This is a genomic window from Sinomonas cyclohexanicum (assembly GCF_020886775.1).
Lineage (GTDB): Bacteria > Actinomycetota > Actinomycetes > Actinomycetales > Micrococcaceae > Sinomonas > Sinomonas cyclohexanicum.
In genome coordinates, this window is the sequence record NZ_AP024525.1 from 814,878 (window position 1) to 835,127 (window position 20,250).

Here is a 20,250-nt window from a genome sequence, read left to right on the forward strand (position 1 = left end):
CCCGCCGTCGTGCGTCCCCGACGCGCTCAGAGCGGGGCACTTCTGAAGTGCAGCACCGCGTGGACTGTGCACACGGCCCGATCTCGGCGCGGGGCGGAGGGGTCAGAGGCGCACGCGGTTGGCCAGGACGGGCAGCGCCGCGCGGGCCTTCTCGACCTCGGCGAGGTCGAGGTCCACGTACAGCGTGTCGGGGCCGGAGCCGAGCCGCTCCACGAGGTGCCCGAACGGATTGGCCACGGCCGAGCGCCCAATCCCGGTGGGGGCCCCGTGCGGGGCCTCGACCCCGGCGGCCTCGGGGTCCGACTGGCCCACTGCCACCACGAAGCACGTCGAGTCCACGGCGCGCGCCCGCACGAGCAGGTCCCACTGTTCGGCCTTGCCCGGCCCAGCGCCCCACGAGGCGGGCACGAGCTGGACCTGGGCGCCGTCGTCGGCAGTCGCGGTGAAGAGGTCGGGGAAACGGATGTCGTAGCACGTCGCAAGCCCGAATGTGACGCCGTCCACGGTGAACGTGACGGGCTCCTTGCCCGCGGTCACGGTGTCCGACTCGAGGAATCCGAACGCGTCATACAGGTGGATCTTGTCGTAATGTGTCTCGACGCCGCGCCCGTGGACGAGGAGCGTGTTCTTCACGGTCCCGGGTTCCCCGGGCGTGAACATGCCCACCACGACCACGACGCCGGCCTCGTCGGCCGCCTCCCGTACGGCGGTGGCCCAGGGCCCGTCGAGGGGCTCTGCGATGTCGGTGAGGGAATTGCCGAAGGCGCGCATCGTCGCTTCGGGGAACACCACGACGTCCGCCCTCCTCCGGCCGGCTTCGGCCAGAGTAGAGCGCACAAGGGCGAGGTTGTCGTCGAGGGAGCGTGAAGAGGTCAGCTGGGCGAGTGCGATCCGCATGGCACCAGTATGTCGAAACCACCCCCCAGGGGAAGGCCTTCGAGGCGGGTCGCCGCAACCGGGACAGCGCCCCCGGATACTAGGATGGGAGCGCTGGGGGCGGCCGCAACCACTGACCCTGTCATAGACCAGGAAGGATTCGGCCCCGGCGACGGGCCGGGGAATGCTATGAGCATGAGCAACATGACGATGCCGCTGGCGTTCGTGGTGACGCCGTCGCAGCCGTTCCCGCTCGGCCTCACGCCCGCACGCTCGGCCGAGCAGCAGGCGAGCCACACGGTCAACCTCGCTGTCTACGCGCCCGGTCTCGAAGCCGTGGACGTCCACTTCATTGACCACGAGGGCGCGTGGCGCAAGGAGCCGTTGCCCGAGTTCACCGACGGCGTGCACCACGGGCTCGTGGCGGGCATGCCGGAGGGCACGAGGTACGCGTTCGCGGCGCGCACGGACGCGGAGGGCGCTGCGCCGGGGCCGGGCCACGGCACGCTCCTGCTTGACCCCTACGGCCGGGCGGTGGACCGCGTCGGCGACCAGTGGCTCAACGTCCGCGTGCACGCGGACTTCGACTGGGGCGTCGTGAACCGCCCGGGCATCCCGATGAGGGACACGATCATCTACGAGGCGCACGTCAAGGGCCAGTCGATGCTCCACCCGGACATCCCCGAGGAACTCCGCGGCACGTACGCGGGCCTCGCGCACCCGGCCATGATCGAGCACTTCCACCGGCTCGGCGTCACGAGCATCCAGCTGCTGCCCGTCCATTTCCACCTCGACGAGTCCCACCTGCAGGACCTCGGCCTGACGAACTACTGGGGCTACAACACGGCGGCCTTCTTCGCGCCCCACCCCGCGTACGCGACGGAGGCTGCGCGCAGCGCCGGCCCCCAGGCCGTCCAGGACGAGTTCAAGGGCATGGTGAAGCTCCTGCATCTGGCCGGTCTCGAGGTCTTCCTCGACGTCGTGTACAACCACACGGCGGAGGAGGGCGCCGGCGGGCCGCCGATCAGCTTCCGCGGCCTCGGCGACCGGGAGTATTACCGCACGGACCCCGAGGGCCGGTACATCGACACGACCGGCTGCGGCAACACGCTGGACTTCTCGAACCCGCGCGTGGTCCAGCTCGCGCTCGACTCCCTGCGCCTGTGGGCCGAAGAGTACCGGATTGACGGCTTCCGATTCGATCTGGCCGTCTCGCTGTGCCGCGACGGCCAGCACGCCTTCACGCCTGCGCACCCGTTCCTGGTCGCGGCGGCCGCGGACCCCGTCATCTCACGCACCAAGCTCATCGCGGAGCCGTGGGACCTGGGCTTCGGCGGCTGGCAGACCGGCCGCTTCCCGATGGGCTGGGCCGACTGGAACGACCACTACCGGGACACAATCCGCGACTTCTGGCTCTCCGACCGCGCGGAGCTCGACTCGGGCGGCCTGGGAGGCACGACGGCGCGCCTCGCCGACGCGCTGTCCGGCTCGCACGGCCTGTTCGCGGCCTCGCAGCGGACGGCGCTCGCGTCCGTGAACTTCCTGGCGGCCCACGACGGCTTCACCCTCGCGGACCTGACGGCCTACCAGCGCAAGCACAACGAGGCCAACGGCGAGCAGAACCGCGACGGCGCCACCCACAACCGCTCGTACAACCACGGGTTCGAGGGCCGCACCGAGGTCGAGGCGATCATCGCGGCGCGGACCCAGACGGTGAAGAACCTCATGGCCACGCTCATGGTGTCCCTTGGGGTGCCGATGTTCACGGCCGGGGACGAGTTCGGCCGTTCCCAGCAGGGCAACAACAACGCGTACTGCCAGGACAACGAGCTGACGTGGCTCAACTGGAACCTCGACACGGCGGGGCGCGAGCTGCTGGACCACACGGCATGGCTCATCCGGATCCGCAAGGACTTCCTGCTGCGCCAGCCCCCCAGCTACCCCGGGCGCGAGGACAGCAACTATTTCCACTGGTTCGGCGCGGACGGGAACCCGATGGACCCGGGACGGTGGCATGATCCCCATGAGCGGCTCCTCCAATTCCTCATCGGATCGAAGGACGGCTACCTCGACGGCTTCGTGGTGATCAACGGTGGCCCCGAGAAGCTGGACGTCACGTACCCCGCCCTGCCCCGCGACGGCGCGGCGCAGGCCCACGAGCTGGCATTCGAGCTTCGCTACTCGACCTCCCACCTCGCCGAGCATCGCATCGGGACGGTCTTCGCCTCGGGCCAGGAAGACGTCGCGGAGCCCTACTCGCTCGCCATCTACCGCGCGCGGAATGCCTCGTGAGCTGTGCGCTCAAGCGGGCGCTCATCCCGCTCGTGATCCTCGCGGTCGCGGTCCTCGGGTTCCTCGCCGCCCGCGGCGGGGCGGGCGCGGACGTCAGCGCGGCGCCGACGTCCGGCGCGTCCCAGCCCTCGCCCGGGACCGGTCCGCGCACGACGCCGGCCCCCTCCTCGGGCGGCCACCGCACCTCGGCGAACCCGAGCGGACTTGCCGAGGTCAGGGCGTCACAGCTGCCCCTGGAGGCCCGCGACACGCTCGCGCTCATCCAGAGCGGAGGTCCCTACCCGTACAGCCGCGACGGGGTCGTGTACAGCAACTTCGAGAAGATCCTGCCGGGCAAGGCGAGCGGCTACTACCACGAGTACACGGTCGTGACGCCCGGCTCGCAGGACAGGGGCGCCCGGCGGATCGTCGCGGGCGGTCAGGGGGAGAAGTACTACACGGACGACCACTACGCGTCGTTCCGCTTCATCGTCGAAGGAGAGTGAGCGGGCAGTGACGACCGGGGCCAACAGCGCGAGGCGGAGGACCGTCGTCGTGCCCGCTGCCGCATCGAAGCGGGAGGTGCTCGTGGCGTTCGGGAAGGCGCTGCGCTTCCCTGACTACTACGGTGCGAACCTGGACGCGCTCAACGACTGTCTCCAGGACCTTGCCGCCGATCTGGCCACTGGCGAGGGGGAGCCCCTCGTGATTGAGTGGCATGTCCATGAGGCCTTCCGCAGAGGGCCCGCCTACACCGCCGTGAAGGGAATCCTCGAGGACGCCGTCGCGGCCTCCGAGGGAACACTGACGGTCCGCACGGTTCCCCCCACCCACGCCTGAGAGTCACGTCCTGGAGGTCAGCTTCTGAGAGGCACTTCCTGGGAGTCACCTCGCGCGGGTGGACCCGCAGGAGGTGACTCCCAGACGTGCGGCGAGGGAGGCCCCCAAGCTTTCCGATCAGGCGTTGACCACGAGCCCGAGCTCGGCCTTGGAAGCCAGGCCCTTGTGCCGCGGGATCACGCGCACGGTGTACCCGAACGCGCCGGAGTTCTCGATGGTGACGGCCCCGGAGAACTTGTAACGGCCGTTGCCGAGGTTCTCGCTGGGCTCGAGCTCGGCGAGGCCCACGCCCGTGAGCTGGTCGGCTTCGTCGACCTTGCCGTAGGCGAGCTCCACGAGCACATCGGCGGGATTGAGGACGCCGAGGTTCAGGTATGCGCTCACATCGAGCTTGTCGCCGATCTGCGGCACCTCCGAGAGCCCGCCCGAGTCGATGTGCTCCACGTGGACCTGGGACCAGTTGCTGCGCACGTGCTTGGTCCACGCGGCGAGCTCGCGGGCGAGGCGGTAGTCCTCGCCCCGGACGGTCCGCCCGGCCACGGCGGCCGGGGTGTACAGCTCGCGGACGTAGTCGCCCACCATGCGGTCGGCGGAGACCGCGGGGCCAAGGTGGGAGAGCGTGTGCTTGATCATGGAGACCCAGTGCGTGGGCACGGTGTCGACGCTGTCAGCGCGCCCGTCCTCGTCCAGGGACGGGCCGGCCGCGCCAGCGGACTCGGCGCCAATGCCGGTGGTGGAGGCGCCGTAGAAGCGCGGGGCGATCTGGGTCTCGAGGAGTTCGTACAGGGCGGCCGCCTCGATGTCGTCGCGCTCCTGGGGGGTCGAAGTGCCGCTCGCGGTGGGGATGGCCCAGCCGTTGGAGCCGTCGTACATCTCGTCCCACCAGCCGTCGAGGACGGACAGGTTCAGGGAACCGTTGATCGCGGCCTTCATCCCGGAGGTGCCGCACGCCTCGAGCGGGCGCAGCGGGTTGTTCAGCCACACGTCGCACCCGGGGAACAGCGTCCGGGCCATCGCGATGTCATAGTTCGGCAGGAACGCGATGCGGTGGCGCACCTCGGGGTCGTCCGTGAAGTGGACCAGGTCCTGGATCATCTTCTTGCCGGCGTCGTCCGCGGGGTGGGACTTGCCGGCAATGACGATCTGGGCCGGGTGCTCGGGGTCCAGCAGGAGCCGCTTGAGCCGGGCGGGGTCGCGGAGCATGAGCGTGAGCCGCTTGTAGGTGGGCACCCGCCGCGCGAACCCGATAGTGAGGATGTCGGGGTTCAGGATCGAGTCCGTCCACGTCAGCTCGGCCTCGCCCGCGCCGCGCTTGCGCCACGCCGAGCGGACCCGGCGCCGCACGTCCTCGATGAGCCGACCGCGCAGCTCGCGCCGGATCTGCCAGATCGTCTCGTCCGGGACGTTGAACACCACGTCCCACCGGCGCCCCACGCCGGCCCCCGGCGCGAGCTCGTCGGCCATGCCGGTGATCTGCGGGTCCACCCACGTGGGGACGTGCACGCCGTTCGTCACGGACGTGATGGGCACCTCGGAGCTGTCGAACCCGGGCCACAGGCCGGAGAACATCTCGCGGGAGACCTCGCCGTGCAGCTTGGCCACGCCGTTGGCCCGCTGCGCGAGGCGCAGGCCCATGACGGCCATGTTGAACACGGCCGGGTCGCCGCCGTCGTAGCTCTCGCGCCCGAGCTCGAGCACCTTGGCCGTCGGGACGTCCGGCGCGAGCCTGGCGTCGAAGAAGTACTTGATCTGGGCGGCGTCGAACCGGTCGATCCCTGCCGCCACGGGGGTATGCGTCGTGAACACGGTCGAGGCGCGCCCGGCCACGAGCGCCTCGTCCCACGTGAGCGGCTGCGGGCCGGACATGAGCTCCTGGATCCGCTCGATCCCGAGGAAGCCTGCGTGGCCCTCGTTGGTGTGGAAGACCTCCGGCGCGGGGCCGCCGGTGAGGCGCTGGTAGATCCGCAGCGCCTTCACCCCGCCCATGCCCAGGAGCAGCTCCTGCTGGAGCCGGTGGTCGCCGCCGCCGCCGTAGAGCCGGTCCGTGATGGAGCGTGCGCCGTCGTCATTCGACGGGATGTTCGAGTCCAGCAGCAGCAGCGGCACACGGCCCACGTCAGCGCGCCAGATCTGGGCATGCAGCTTCCGCCCATTGGGAAGCGGCAGCGTCACGACGCACGGGGTTCCGTCGTCCTCCCTGAGGAGCGTCAGCGGCAGGGCATCCGGGTCGAGGACCGGGTAGGTCTCCTGCTGCCACGCGTCGCGGGAGAGCGCCTGCTTGAAGTAGCCCGCCTGGTACAGCAGGCCCACGCCGATCAGCGGCACGCCGAGATCGGACGCGCTCTTGAGGTGGTCGCCGGCAAGGATGCCGAGGCCGCCCGAGTACTGGGGGAGGACCTCCGTGATGCCGTACTCGGGGGAGAAGTAGGCGATGCACCGCGGGGCGTCCTCGCCGAGGCCCTGGTACCAGCGCGGCTCCTCGAGGTAGCGTCGGAGGTCGTCCGCCGCCGCGCGCACTCGCTCGACCACGTCCGGATCGAGGGCGAGCCGCTGCAGCTGCTCGCGGGTGACGAGCCCGAGGAGTCCCGCCGGGTCGTGCCTGCTCTCCTCCCACAGTTCGGGATCGAGGCCCGCGAAGAGCTCACGCGTGGGCTGGTGCCACGACCACCGGAGATTGGTGGCCAGCGTGTCGAGGGCGGCGATGGGCTCCGGCAGTACGGTGCGGACGGTGAATCTACGGATGGCCTTCACCTGCGCCACATTAGCCGAGCGGCGCGCACCGTTGAAGTGTGCCGCGTTACAGGCCGGTGAACTGCGCCCAACACGCCGGTGGACGAGCGAGGGGGCAGCGTCACGGCCTTCGCATTCGCCTCCGAGGCGGGCTATCGTGACGCAAGGACAGGCTCCCTCGCAGAGAGGAAACCGGCCCCACCTTCGCGAAAGGACGTGACGTGCCCGCACTCGAGCCGAACATCCCAGGCAAGCTCCGCTTCGGACGCTTCCCGATAACGGACGTCTCGCCCGTGGTGGAGGGCGGCACGTTCCCCGCCAAGGCCGTGGCCGGAGAGGGGATCGTGGTGGGCGCCACCGCCTTCCGCGAGGGCCATGACGCGCTCGGCGTGAGCGCCGTCCTGTACTCCCCGAAGGGGAAGGAGAAGCAGCGGATCCGGCTCACCGAGCACGGCAAGGGCCTGGATCGCTGGACCGGCCTGCTCACCCCGACGAGGGAGGGCGAGTGGACCTTCACGATCGAGGCGTGGCACGACCGCTACGGCACGTGGCACCACAACGCCGAGGTCAAGATTGCCGCCGGCATCGACGTGGAGCTCATGCTCGCCGAGGGCGCCGCGCTGCTGAGGGAGGCGGCCGACGACGACGCCCGCACCGCCGCGGACCGCGGAGCCTTCCGCTCGGCTGCTCAGGCGCTCGCCGACACCTCGAGGCCCGTCGAGGAGCGCCTCGCCGCGGGCGAGAGCGAGGAGGTGCGCGCCGCCGTCGAGCGCCTCCCGATCCGCGAACTCGTGGCCGAGAGCCAGCACTTCCCGCTCCTCGTGGAGCGCGAGCGTGCCGGACGGGGCGCGTGGTACGAGTTCTTCCCCCGGTCCGAGGGCGCCGTGCGCAACCTCGAGACCGGCGAGTGGACGTCCGGCACGCTGCGCAGCGCGGCGGAGCGGCTGCCCGGAGTGGCGGCGATGGGCTTCGACGTCATCTACCTGCCCCCGATCCACCCGATCGGCAGGGCGTTCCGGAAGGGACCGAACAACACTCTCAACGCCGGCCCGGCCGATCCCGGCTCGCCGTGGGCGATCGGCGCCGCGGAGGGCGGCCACGACTCGATCCACCCGGACCTCGGCACGTTCGAGGACTTCGACGCGTTCGTGGCCCGCGCCGAGGAGCTGGGGCTCGAGGTCGCGATCGATCTCGCGCTGCAGGCATCACCGGACCATCCGTGGGCCACCTCCCACCCCGAGTGGTTCACGCGGCGCGTGGACGGCTCGATCGCGTACGCAGAGAACCCGCCGAAGAAGTACCAGGACATCTATCCGCTCAACTTCGACAACGATCCGGAGGGGCTCTCGAAGGAGATCCTGCGGATCGTGAACCTGTGGATCGACCACGGCGTGAAGATCTTCCGAGTCGACAACCCGCACACCAAGCCGGTCTGGTTCTGGGAGTGGCTCCTGGGCAAGGTGGCCAAGAAGAACCCCGACGTCGTGTTCCTCGCCGAGGCGTTCACCCGGCCGGCCATGATGAAGGCGCTGGGCCGGGCCGGCTTCCAGCAGTCCTACACGTACTTCACGTGGCGGAACACGCGGTCCGAGCTCGAGGAGTTCTTCACGATGATCTCGAAGGAGTGGGCCCCCTTCTACCGGCCCAACCTCTTCGTGAACACCCCGGACATCCTCACCGAGTACCTGCAGTTCGGCGGGAAGCCCGCATTCAAGGTCCGGGCAGTCCTGGCCTCGACCGCAAGCCCGCTGTGGGGCGTGTACGCGGGCTACGAGCTCTTCGAGCACGTGGCCCGGCCGGGCGCCGAGGAGTACATCGACAACGAGAAGTACGAGTACAAGCAGCGCGATTGGGCCGGCGAGGAGGCCGCGGGGCGTTCTCTCGCGCCCTACATCACGCGCCTGAACGAGATCCGCCGCGCCCACCCCGCGCTCCTCGACCTGCAGAACCTGACCCTGCACTCGAGCACGGACGACGCCACGGTCGTGTACTCGAAGCACAAGGTGCTCCCGGACGGCACCAAGGACACGGTGATCGTGGTGGTGAACGTGGACCCGCACTCGACGCGGGAGAGCACGGTGACCCTCGACCTCGCCGCGCTCGATCTGGACCCGGACAGGCTCGACGCCGACGGCCGGTTCCGCGTCGACGAGCTGCTCTCGGGGCAGTCCTGGCAGTGGGGGGAGCACAACTATGTGCGGCTCGACGCGCACGTGGAGCCTGCGCACATTCTGCACGTGCGCCGCTAGCCGCCTCGAGGGTGCCGCGCTAACGTCGTACACCTGAAGAGCGCGACCCACCGCGAAGGAGACCACCTAGCCCATGAACATCGGCCAGCAGGCACAGCCGAACTTCAACGTCAACGCCCCCGGCCTCAGGCACGACCCGTCCTGGTACAAGAAGGCCGTCTTCTACGAGGTCCTGGTGCGGGCCTTCAACGACGCCAACGGGGACGGCTCGGGTGACATCCAGGGGCTCATCGACCGGCTCGACTACCTGCAGTGGCTCGGCGTGGACTGCCTGTGGCTCCCTCCGTTCTTCGAGTCGCCCTTGCGGGACGGCGGCTATGACGTCTCCGACTATGAGAGCGTCCTCCCGGAGTTCGGTTCGATCAGCGACTTCCAGCGGCTCGTCGCCGAGGCCCATGCGCGCGGCGTGCGGATCATCATCGACCTCCCGCTCAACCACACGTCGGACCAGCACCGGTGGTTCCAGGAGTCCCGCCGCGACCCCGACGGCCCCTACGGCGACTTCTACATGTGGAGCGACACGGACGAGAAGTACCAGGAAGCCCGCATCATCTTCATCGACACCGAGGACTCCAACTGGACCTTCGATCCGATTCGGCGGCAGTTCTTCTGGCACCGCTTCTTCAGCCACCAGCCTGACCTGAACTACGAGAACCCCAAGGTCCAGGAGGCGATCTTCGACGTCGTGCAGTTCTGGCTCGACCAGGGCGTGGACGGCATCCGCGCCGACGCGATCCCGTACCTCTACGCGGAGGAGGGGACCAACTGCGAGAACCTCCCCGCCACGCACGTCTTCCTCGCGAAGCTGCGGGAGTTCATGGACCACAAGTATCCGGGCCGCATCATCATCGCGGAGGCCAACCAGCCCCCGCACGAGGTGGTCGAGTACTTCGGCACCCCCCAGACGCCGGAATGCCACATGGCCTTCCACTTCCCGATCATGCCGCGCCTGTACTACTCGCTGCGGGACGCGCGGGCCCAGCCAATCATCGACACGATGGTGGACACGCCGCCCATCCCCGACGGCGCGCAGTGGGGGACGTTCCTGCGCAACCACGACGAGCTGACCCTCGAGATGGTCACCGTCGAGGAGCGCGAGGCGATGCTCGGGTGGTACGCCTCGGACCCGCGCATGCGCGCGAACGTGGGCATCCGGCGCCGGCTGGCGCCGCTGCTGGACAACTCGCGCGCCGAAATCGAGCTCATCAACGCCCTCCTGCTCTCGCTGCCCGGCAGCCCGTTCCTGTACTACGGGGACGAGATCGGCATGGGGGACAACATCTGGCTCGAGGACCGGGACGCCGTCCGCACACCGATGCAGTGGAACCCGGACCGCAACGCGGGCTTCTCGACCGCGGACCCCGGCAAGCTCTACCTCCCCACCATCCAGTCCCTCGTCTACAACTACGCGATGGCCAACGTCGAGGCGGAGATGGCGCACTCCGGGAGTCTGCTGCGCTGGATGCGGAACATCCTCGGCGTGCGGCGCGCGCACCCGGTGTTCGGCCTCGGCGGCTACCGCAACGTGCCCGCGGAGAGCGAGCGCGTGCTCGCGTACCTGAGGGAGATGCCGGACGACGCCGCCCACGACCAGCGCGGGGAGTCCATGCTGTGCGTGTTCAACCTCGCCGGCCATCCCGTGGCGACGTCCCTTGACCTGCCCGAGTTCGCGGGGCGCGGCCTGCGCGACGCCTTCGGCGGTGAGCCGTTCTCCCAGGTGGGCCCGGACGGCCGCTTCCACGTGACGCTCGGGGCGCACGGGTACTTCTGGCTGCGGATCCGCAACGCCGCGTCGGTCCCGACGAGCCCGGTCACCACCGCGCTGCCCCTCATCGTGCCGGAGCCCGCGACGGGGGAGCTGGTCGAATGACGGACGCGACACGGCCGACCCTTACGCCGCCGCTCGCTGAGATCCTCGAGCGATGGCTTCCATCCCAGCGCTGGTACCCGGCGAAGGGGCGCGAGGCGACCTTCTCCCGCGTGGGCGGCATCCGCCTCGAGGACCCCGAGGGCGAGGTCGGCATCGAGATCCACCTCGTGCGGGTCATGGCCGGGCGGCTCGAGGTCACCCTTAACGTGCCGCTCACGTACCGGGCACAGCCCCTGGATGGCGCGGAGCACGCACTCCTGGCCCAGAGCCGGCACTCGGAGCTCGGTATGCGGTGGATCTACGACGGCTGCCATGACCCCGCCTTCGTCGCGGCACTCGTGCGCCTCATGGCGGCGGGCACCCGCGTTGGCTGCGAAGGCACCACGGCGGTCGGCGCCTCGAGCGGCGAGGGCTCGCTCCCCTCGGGGAGCCTCTCAGCGGCCGTCCTTCGAGGCGAGCAGTCCAACTCCTCGATCATCGTGCGCTCGCCCGCCGGGGACGCGATGGTGAAGGTGTTCAGGCAGCTCGCGGAAGGAACCAACCCGGAGGTAGAACTCGGGGCCGCGCTCGCACGCGCTCACGCGACCGACGCGGCGACGGCGCTGGGCTGGGTCGATGCCGAGTGGAGCCTGCCGTCGGGTGCGCTCGCGAGGGGACAGCTCGCCGTCGCCCACGAATTCCTCGGTGGCGGCGAGGACATGTGGCGCTTCGCGCTCGAGGCCGCCGCGCAGGGGAACGATCTCTCCGAGGAGGCGCGCGGGCTGGGTGCCGCAACCGCCCGCATCCACGCCGCGCTCGCCCGCACGCTGGGCACGCAGGTGCTCACCGGTGAGGCCGTCGACGCGTTCATGGGACGGCTCTCCGACCGGCTTCGTGCGGCGTGGGCGGAGGTCCGCACGAGCGTCGGTGTGCCCGACGAGGCCCTCGAGGCGCTCCTGGACTCGCTGGTCCGGCCCGGCGACAGCCTCGTGGTCCAGCGCATCCACGGCGACTTCCACCTGGGCCAGGTCCTTCATTTCGCCAATGCCGAGCGGCCCTTCGCCATCCTTGACTTCGAGGGCGAGCCGCTGCGGCCCGTCGCGGAGCGGAGCCAGCCCGACCTCGTGCTCCGCGACGTGGTGGGCATGCTCCGCTCGTTCGACTATGCCGCGGGTGCGGCACGCCGCACCGACCCCACTGCGCGCGTCTCCGAGGGCTGGGCCGATGCGGCGGGACAGGCCTTCTGGGCCGGGTACTCCTCGGTGGCTGGCGGGGCGAGCCCGTTCGGGACAGCCCTGTTCGCCGCGCTCTGGCTCGACAAGGCCCTGTATGAGGTTTCCTACGAGGAGCGGAACCGGCCAGCGTGGGCCGAGATCCCGCTCCGCGCGGCGAGGACCGCGCTCGAGGCATGGCTGCCCGAGGCGGCCAGGTCCGGACGAGGTGACGGTCTGACCGGTTTGACCGGCGCGCCCGCGGGGCAGCCGGAGGGGACAGATATCGGGACGGCGGGAACGCGGCCCGGGGAGGAGATGGACGTGGTACAGGGACATCACGAGGCGGGCTCTGGCGGGGGCCCGGCGGGCGACGCCGGAACCGTGGCCGCGCCCACGCATACGCTGGACGGCGCGGGACAGGCGGCTCCGATTCCTGTGGATACGGATGTCCTCGCCCGGATTGCCGCCGGCGCGTACCACGCGCCCCACGCGGTGCTCGGCGCGCACCTGGACGGTGCGGGAACGGTCACCATCCGCGTCCTCAAGCACCTCGCGACGGCCGTCACGGCCATCACCCCCGATGGGCGCATTCCGCTCGCGCACGAGGCCCACGGTGTGTGGGTGGGCACCGCGCCCGAGAGGGAGCCGGGCCATGTGCCGGACTACCGGCTCGAGGTCGAGTACGGCGAGGGCCACCTCGTCACGGTCGACGATCCGTACCGCTACATGCCGAGCATCGGCGAGCTTGACCTGCATCTCATCGGCGAGGGCCGCCACGAGGAGCTGTGGCGTGCGCTCGGCGCCCACGTGGAGCGGCACCACTCGGTCCTCGGCGACGTCGAGGGCACCTCGTTCAAGGTGTGGGCGCCGAATGCCCAGGCAGTGCAGGTGCGCGGCGATTTCAACGGTTGGGACGGGCGCGAGCACGCTATGCGCAGCCTCGGGTCATCCGGGGTGTGGGAAGTCTTTGTCCCGGGCGTAGTAGCAGGGATGTGCTACAAGTTCGGGATCCTCACCCGCCACGGCCACTGGGTGGAGCGCGCCGACCCCATGGCGTTCGGGACCGAGGTGCCCCCGCGGACCGCGTCCCGCGTCGTCGAGTCGAACTACGCGTTCAAGGACGACGAGTGGATGGCGGCGCGCGCCAAGACGGACCCGCACAACGCGCCGATGAGCGTCTACGAGGTGCACCTGGGCTCGTGGAGGCCCGGCCTCGGATACCGCGAGCTCGCCGAGCAGCTGGTCGAGTACGTGACGACCATGGGCTTCACCCACGTCGAGTTCATGCCGGTCGCAGAGCACCCGTTCGGCGGATCCTGGGGCTATCAGGTGACGTCGTACTACGCTCCGACCTCGCGCTTTGGCCATCCGGACGACTTTCGTCACCTCGTCGACAGCCTGCACCAGGCCGGCATCGGCGTGATCGTGGACTGGGTCCCGGCGCACTTCCCCAAGGACGAGTGGGCGCTCGCGAAGTTCGACGGCGAGCCCCTCTACGAGCACGCCGACCCGCAGCAGGGGGAGCACCCCGACTGGGGCACGCTCATCTTCAACTTCGGCCGCACCGAGGTGCGGAACTTCCTCGTGGCCAATGCCCTGTACTGGTTCGAGGAGTTCCACATCGACGGGCTCCGCGTCGACGCGGTGGCGTCCATGCTGTACCTGGACTACTCGCGTGAGGAAGGCCAGTGGCGGCCCAACCAGTACGGCGGCCGCGAGAACCTCGAGGCGATCTCCTTCCTCCAGGAGACGAACGCGACTGCGTACAAGCGCAATCCGGGCATCATCACGATCGCCGAGGAGTCCACGGCGTTCCCAGGCGTGACGAAGCCCACCTCGCTCAACGGCCTGGGGTTCGGCCTGAAGTGGAACATGGGCTGGATGCACGACTCGCTCCAGTACATGGAGGAGGACCCGGTCAACCGCAGATGGCACCACAACAAGATGACGTTCTCGATCGTGTACGCGTTCAGTGAGAACTTCCTCCTGCCCATCAGCCACGACGAGGTCGTGCACGGCAAGGGCTCAATGCTCCGCAAGATGCCGGGGGACCGCTGGAAGCAGCTCGCCAACCTGCGTGCGTTCTATGCGTTCCAGTGGGCACACCCGGGGAAGCAGCTCATCTTCATGGGCTGCGAGTTCGGCCAGGAGGGGGAGTGGAACCAGGAGCACGGGCTCGAGTGGTGGATGGCTGACATGGAGCCCCACAAGGGTCTGCAGACACTCATCCGCGAGCTCAACACGGTGTATCGCGAGACGCCCGCGCTGTTCGAGAAGGACAACGATCCGGCCGGCTTCGAGTGGATCAGGGGCGACGATGGCGACCATAACGTGCTCTCGTTCATCAGGTGGTCCAAGGACGGCACGCCGCTCGTGTGCATCGTGAACTTCGCGGGCAACCCGCACCTCGACTACATGGTGGGGATGCCGCTTGCCGGCCGCTGGCGCGAGGCTGTGAACACCGACGCGACCGAGTTCGGTGGATCCGGCGTCACGAACGGCGGGCTCGTTGTGGCTGAGGCCCGGGAGTGGGACGGCAAGCCGGCCTCGGCCGTTCTCACGCTCCCGCCGCTGGGCGCGGTCTACCTCGTCCCAGACACTCACCGCGCGGCCCGGTAGCGAGTCCACGGCAGCAGCGTCTGGGCATCCTGAGCGCAGCTTCTGACCCCAGCTCGGGCGCCGGTTGGCGCCGGCGCCCGAGCGGTGGTATAGTTTTATCCCGCGCCAAGGACGAGGGAAACCTCGTCGTGGAGCGGCAACTACCCACCAGATCACGGACGAAGATGCGGCCGAACGGCCGGTTTGACTCCGAGGAGCGACGCGGGTAAGTTTGGATCTTGTTGCCGCGGGGAAGCGAACGGTCTGGATGGGCCGGGGGTGTTACCTGCGGGTGTTTGTTGTTTGAGAACTCAATAGTGTGCCAAGTTTTGTTGATGCCATTTTTTTGGTTATCAGTTGCCTGGTTGCGTGCGCCCCTGTGTGCGTGGCTGGGTGTTTGATGCCGGATCATTTTCTGCTGGCTGGTGGCCTCATTTTCCTGGGGTTTCTGGTTGGCGTGTTTTTTGACGGAGAGTTTGATCCTGGCTCAGGATGAACGCTGGCGGCGTGCTTAACACATGCAAGTCGGACGATGATGCCCTTCGGGGTGGATTAGTGGCGAACGGGTGAGTAACACGTGAGCAACCTGCCCTTGACTCTGGGATAAGCCTGGGAAACTGGGTCTAATACCGGATAGGACCTCCTGCCGCATGGTGGGGGGTGGAAAGCCTTGTGCGGTCTTGGATGGGCTCGCGGCCTATCAGCTTGTTGGTGGGGTGATGGCCTACCAAGGCGACGACGGGTAGCCGGCCTGAGAGGGTGACCGGCCACACTGGGACTGAGACACGGCCCAGACTCCTACGGGAGGCAGCAGTGGGGAATATTGCACAATGGGCGGAAGCCTGATGCAGCGACGCCGCGTGGGGGATGACGGCCTTCGGGTTGTAAACCCCTTTCAGCAGGGAACAAGCGTGAGTGAGGGTACCTGCAGAAGAAGCGCCGGCTAACTACGTGCCAGCAGCCGCGGTAATACGTAGGGCGCGAGCGTTATCCGGAATTATTGGGCGTAAAGAGCTCGTAGGCGGTTTGTCGCGTCTGCTGTGAAAGCCCGGGGCTCAACCCCGGGTCTGCAGTGGGTACGGGCAGGCTGGAGTGCAGTAGGGGAGACTGGAATTCCTGGTGTAGCGGTGAAATGCGCAGATATCAGGAGGAACACCGATGGCGAAGGCAGGTCTCTGGGCTGTAACTGACGCTGAGGAGCGAAAGCATGGGGAGCGAACAGGATTAGATACCCTGGTAGTCCATGCCGTAAACGTTGGGCACTAGGTGTGGGGGCCATTCCACGGTTTCCGCGCCGCAGCTAACGCATTAAGTGCCCCGCCTGGGGAGTACGGCCGCAAGGCTAAAACTCAAAGGAATTGACGGGGGCCCGCACAAGCGGCGGAGCATGCGGATTAATTCGATGCAACGCGAAGAACCTTACCAAGGCTTGACATGTGCCGGACCGTCCCAGAGATGGGGCCTCCCTTCGGGGCCGGTTCACAGGTGGTGCATGGTTGTCGTCAGCTCGTGTCGTGAGATGTTGGGTTAAGTCCCGCAACGAGCGCAACCCTCGTTCCATGTTGCCAGCACTTCGGGTGGGGACTCATGGGAGACTGCCGGGGTCAACTCGGAGGAAGGTGGGGACGACGTCAAATCATCATGCCCCTTATGTCTTGGGCTTCACGCATGCTACAATGGCCGGTACAAAGGGTTGCGATACTGTGAGGTGGAGCCAATCCCAGAAAGCCGGTCTCAGTTCGGATTGGGGTCTGCAACTCGACCCCATGAAGTCGGAGTCGCTAGTAATCGCAGATCAGCAACGCTGCGGTGAATACGTTCCCGGGCCTTGTACACACCGCCCGTCAAGTCACGAAAGTCGGTAACACCCGAAGCCGGTGGCCCAACCCCTTGTGGGGGGGAGCCGTCGAAGGTGGGACTGGCGATTGGGACTAAGTCGTAACAAGGTAGCCGTACCGGAAGGTGCGGCTGGATCACCTCCTTTCTAAGGAGCATTGCACCCCCCGGTGGTGGTGCCGGCGGCCGCATGGCTGCCCGGTGCCCGGGGGGATGGCAGCCCCGCTGCGGAGACATGTGTTCTCCGGCGGGTGCTCGTGGGTGGAACATCGGCGATTCTGTGGCCCGTGCCCCGTGCGGTGCGGCCCTTCGTGAGTACGCCTCCCCTGTGGGGGGGGCTGGAAAGCGGTGGGGCCGTGGTTTTGCGGTGGGGGTGGGGTCCTTGGCACACTGTTGGGTCCTGGGACAACAAGCGTCCCCGCGCCCTGTCTTGCTGTTCCTGTCCTGCCTGTGCGGCGGGGCGGGGCGGTGGGTGGGGCGTGTGGTGCCCGCCTTCTCCCGGCGTGCCGCTTCGCGGCGGTGCGTGTGGGGGCTGTGGGGGTTGTTGTTTGAGAACTGTATAGTGGACGCGAGCATCTAGCAATCTCGTTTTTCGAGTTGTAGGACGTACACGCACGGGCGCTCTGGCGTGCCGTGTGGTTGTGTGTCCTTGGTCTTTGTTGTGTTGAAGTTTCCAAGGGCGCACGGTGGATGCCTTGGCATCGGGAGCCGATGAAGGACGTGGGAATCTGCGATAAGCCTGGGGGAGTCGATAACCGGACTGTGATCCCAGGGTGTCCGAATGGGGAAACCCCGCCGCACTTGATGCGGTGACCCGCCGTTGAACGCATAGACGGTGTGGGGGGAACGCGGGGAAGTGAAACATCTCAGTACCCGCAGGAAGAGAAAACAAGAGTGATTCCGTCAGTAGTGGCGAGCGAACGCGGACGAGGCCAAACTGTGCGCGTGTGATACCCGGCAGGGGTTGCGCGCATGGGGTTGTGGGGCCTTCCTTTCGATCATCTGCCGGTGGTCGGGGGTGTTGCGGTGGTGTAGGCGAACGGTCTTGAACGGCCGGCCGGAGAGGGTGTGAGTCCCGTAGCCGGAACGCCTGTCGCAGCCCTGGGGAGGTGCCCGAGTAGCACGGGGCCCGAGGAATCCCGTGTGAATCTGTCAGGACCACCTGATAAGCCTGAATACTACCCGATGACCGATAGCGGACAAGTACCGTGAGGGAAAGGTGAAAAGTACCCCGGGAGGGGAGTGAAACAGTACCTGAAACCGTGCGCCTACAAACCGTCAGAGCAGGCCTTGTTCCTGTGATGGCGTGCCTTTTGAAGAATGAGCCTGCGAGTCAGTGCCACGTCGCGAGGTTAACCCGTGTGGGGGAGCCGTAGCGAAAGCGAGTCTGAACAGGGCGTTCAGTGGCGTGGTCTGGACCCGAAGCGGAGTGATCTACCCATGGCCAGGTTGAAGCGACGGTAAGACGTCGTGGAGGACCGAACCCACTTCAGTTGAAAATGGAGGGGATGAGCTGTGGGTAGGGGTGAAAGGCCAATCAAACTCCGTGATAGCTGGTTCTCCCCGAAATGCATTTAGGTGCAGCGTTGCGTGTTTCTTGCCGGAGGTAGAGCTACTGGATGGCCGATGGGCCCCACAAGGTTACTGACGTCAGCCAAACTCCGAATGCCGGCAAGTGAGAGCGCAGCAGTGAGACTGCGGGGGATAAGCTTCGTAGTCGAGAGGGAAACAGCCCAGACCACCGGCTAAGGCCCCCAAGCGTGTGCTAAGTGGGAAAGGATGTGGAGTTGCCCAGACAACCAGGAGGTTGGCTTAGAAGCAGCCACCCTTGAAAGAGTGCGTAATAGCTCACTGGTCAAGTGATTCCGCGCCGACAATGTAGCGGGGCTCAAGCACACCGCCGAAGCCGTGGCAGTCCCATGTGTGCCCTAGCCTTCGTGGTTCAGGGGTGGGGCTGGGTAGGGGAGCGTCGTGCGGGCAGTGAAGCCCCCGAGTGATCGAGGGGTGGAGGCCGCACGAGTGAGAATGCAGGCATGAGTAGCGAAAGACGGGTGGGAAACCCGTCCGCCGGATGATCAAGGGTTCCAGGGTCAAGCTCATCTGCCCTGGGTAAGTCGGGACCTAAGGCGAGGCCGACAGGCGTAGTCGATGGACAACGGGTCGATATTCCCGTACCGGCGAAGGACCGCCCATGCCGGACAGCCGATGCTGACCGCCCAATCCCCCCACCATGGGTCCTTCGGGACCTGTACCGGGGGGCGCGCGCGGGACCCGGAGCTGCGAGGCAAGCGTATTAACAGGTGTGACGCAGGAAGGCAGCCCGGCCAGGCGATGGTTGACCTGGTCCAAGGATGTAGGGCGCGCGGCCGGCAAATCCGCCGCGCATCAGGCCTGAGATCCGACGGGACCCCCTCGCGGGGGGATCGGGTGATCCTATGCTGCCGAGAAAAGCATCGACGCGAGGTCCCAGCCGCCCGTACCCCAAACCGACACAGGTGATCAGGTAGAGAATACCAAGGCGATCGAGAGAATCACGGTCAAGGAACTCGGCAAAATGCCCCCGTAACTTCGGGAGAAGGGGGACCCCAACCCTGAACACCGCGCGCCGGTGGGAGGGGGTCGGGGTCGCAGAGACCAGGGGGAAGCGACTGTTTACTAAAAACACAGGTCCGTGCGAAGTCGCAAGACGATGTATACGGACTGACTCCTGCCCGGTGCTGGAAGGTTAAGAGGACCCGTCAGCTCTCACGAGCGAAGCGGAGAATTCAAGCCCCAGTAAACGGCGGTGGTAACTATAACCATCCTAAGGTAGCGAAATTCCTTGTCGGGTAAGTTCCGACCTGCACGAATGGAGTAACGACTTCCCCGCTGTCTCGACCGTGAACTCGGCGAAATTGCACTACGAGTAAAGATGCTCGTTACGCGCAGCAGGACGGAAAGACCCCGAGACCTTCACTACAGTTTGGTATTGGTGTTCGGAGCGGCTTGTGTAGGATAGGTGGGAGACTGTGAGGCCGTCACGCCAGTGGCGGCGGAGTCATCGTTGAAATACCACTCTGGTCGCTTTGGACACCTCAACCTCGGCCCGTGATCCGGGCCAGGGACAGTGCCTGACGGGTAGTTTAACTGGGGCGGTTGCCTCCCAAAGAGTAACGGAGGCGCCCAAAGGTCCCCTCAGCCTGGTCGGCAACCAGGTGGCGAGTGCAAGTGCACAAGGGGGCTTGACTGTGAGAGAGACATCTCGAGCAGGGACGAAAGTCGGGACTAGTGATCCGGCGGCACCTCGTGGAAGGGCCGTCGCTCAACGGATAAAAGGTACCTCGGGGATAACAGGCTGATCTTGCCCAAGAGTCCATATCGACGGCATGGTTTGGCACCTCGATGTCGGCTCGTCGCATCCTGGGGCTGGAGTAGGTCCCAAGGGTTGGGCTGTTCGCCCATTAAAGCGGTACGCGAGCTGGGTTTAGAACGTCGTGAGACAGTTCGGTCCCTATCCGCTGCGCGCGCAGGAGATCTGAGAAGGGCTGTCCCCAGTACGAGAGGACCGGGACGGACGAACCTCTGGTGTGCCAGTTGTACCGCCAGGTGCACGGCTGGTTGGCTACGTTCGGAAGGGATAACCGCTGAAAGCATCTAAGCGGGAAGCCCACTTCAAGATGAGATCTCCATGCCCGCAAGGGCGAGAGGCCCCCAGCAGACCACTGGGTTGATAGGCCGGACGTGGAAGACAGGACTGAAGACTGTCGAAGCCGACCGGTACTAATAGGCCGACAACCTCAACACACAC

The 20,250-nt window shown here is 67.2% G+C and carries 8 protein-coding genes and 2 rRNA genes; 8 read left to right on the forward strand and 2 right to left on the reverse strand.

The features are described 5' to 3' along the window. Nucleotides 1-102: 102 nt before the first annotated feature. The gene (locus SCMU_RS03970) at nt 103-897 is read right to left on the reverse strand and encodes a carbon-nitrogen hydrolase family protein (RefSeq protein ID WP_229231729.1); all 795 of its coding nucleotides are present in this window, start codon (nt 895-897) and stop codon (nt 103-105) included. Between the two features lie 183 nt (nt 898-1,080). On the opposite strand from SCMU_RS03970, the gene glgX reads away from it, so the two are divergent. The 3 genes from glgX to SCMU_RS03985 are packed head-to-tail and all read left to right on the forward strand — an operon-like array spanning nt 1,081 to nt 3,987. After that, complete coding sequence (glgX, locus tag SCMU_RS03975; RefSeq protein ID WP_443020265.1) at nt 1,081-3,168, forward strand: glycogen debranching protein GlgX; 2,088 nt, start codon at nt 1,081-1,083, stop codon at nt 3,166-3,168. Then, complete coding sequence (locus SCMU_RS03980) at nt 3,165-3,653, forward strand: ribonuclease domain-containing protein (RefSeq protein WP_229231732.1); 489 nt, start codon at nt 3,165-3,167, stop codon at nt 3,651-3,653. Before glgX ends, SCMU_RS03980 begins: the two co-directional genes overlap by 4 nt. Before the next feature lie 49 nt (nt 3,654-3,702). Then, nucleotides 3,703-3,987, forward strand: a complete 285-nt coding sequence (locus SCMU_RS03985; RefSeq protein ID WP_229231733.1) for a barstar family protein — start codon at nt 3,703-3,705, stop codon at nt 3,985-3,987. 117 nt (nt 3,988-4,104) lie between these two features. On the opposite strand, the gene glgP is transcribed toward SCMU_RS03985, so the two are convergent. Continuing rightward, nucleotides 4,105-6,738 carry an alpha-glucan family phosphorylase gene (gene glgP / locus SCMU_RS03990; protein WP_229231734.1) on the reverse strand — a complete coding sequence of 878 codons (2,634 nt, stop codon included), beginning with the start codon at nt 6,736-6,738 and terminating at the stop codon, nt 4,105-4,107. Between the two features lie 200 nt (nt 6,739-6,938). Between glgP and SCMU_RS03995 the strand changes: the two genes are divergently transcribed. The 5 genes from SCMU_RS03995 (at nt 6,939) to SCMU_RS04020 (ending at nt 20,246) form a co-directional block, all read left to right on the forward strand. After that, nucleotides 6,939-8,966 (forward strand): alpha-1,4-glucan--maltose-1-phosphate maltosyltransferase, encoded by a 2,028-nt coding sequence (locus SCMU_RS03995; protein WP_229231735.1) that lies wholly within the window; start codon nt 6,939-6,941, stop codon nt 8,964-8,966. A gap of 73 nt (nt 8,967-9,039) precedes the next feature. After that, nucleotides 9,040-10,836: a maltose alpha-D-glucosyltransferase gene (gene treS, locus SCMU_RS04000; protein ID WP_229231736.1), complete on the forward strand. Its 1,797-nt coding sequence runs from the start codon at nt 9,040-9,042 to the stop codon at nt 10,834-10,836. Beyond that, nucleotides 10,833-14,648 (forward strand): 1,4-alpha-glucan branching protein GlgB, encoded by a 3,816-nt coding sequence (gene glgB, locus SCMU_RS21130; RefSeq protein ID WP_443020211.1) that lies wholly within the window; start codon nt 10,833-10,835, stop codon nt 14,646-14,648. Before treS ends, glgB begins: the two co-directional genes overlap by 4 nt. A gap of 443 nt (nt 14,649-15,091) precedes the next feature. Beyond that, nucleotides 15,092-16,611 (forward strand): 16S ribosomal RNA (locus SCMU_RS04015). Nucleotides 16,612-17,126: 515 nt separating this feature from the next. Further along, nucleotides 17,127-20,246: ribosomal RNA gene (locus tag SCMU_RS04020) — 23S ribosomal RNA — on the forward strand. The 16S and 23S rRNA genes sit together here, the layout of an rRNA operon. The last annotated feature ends 4 nt before the right edge of the window (nt 20,247-20,250 follow it).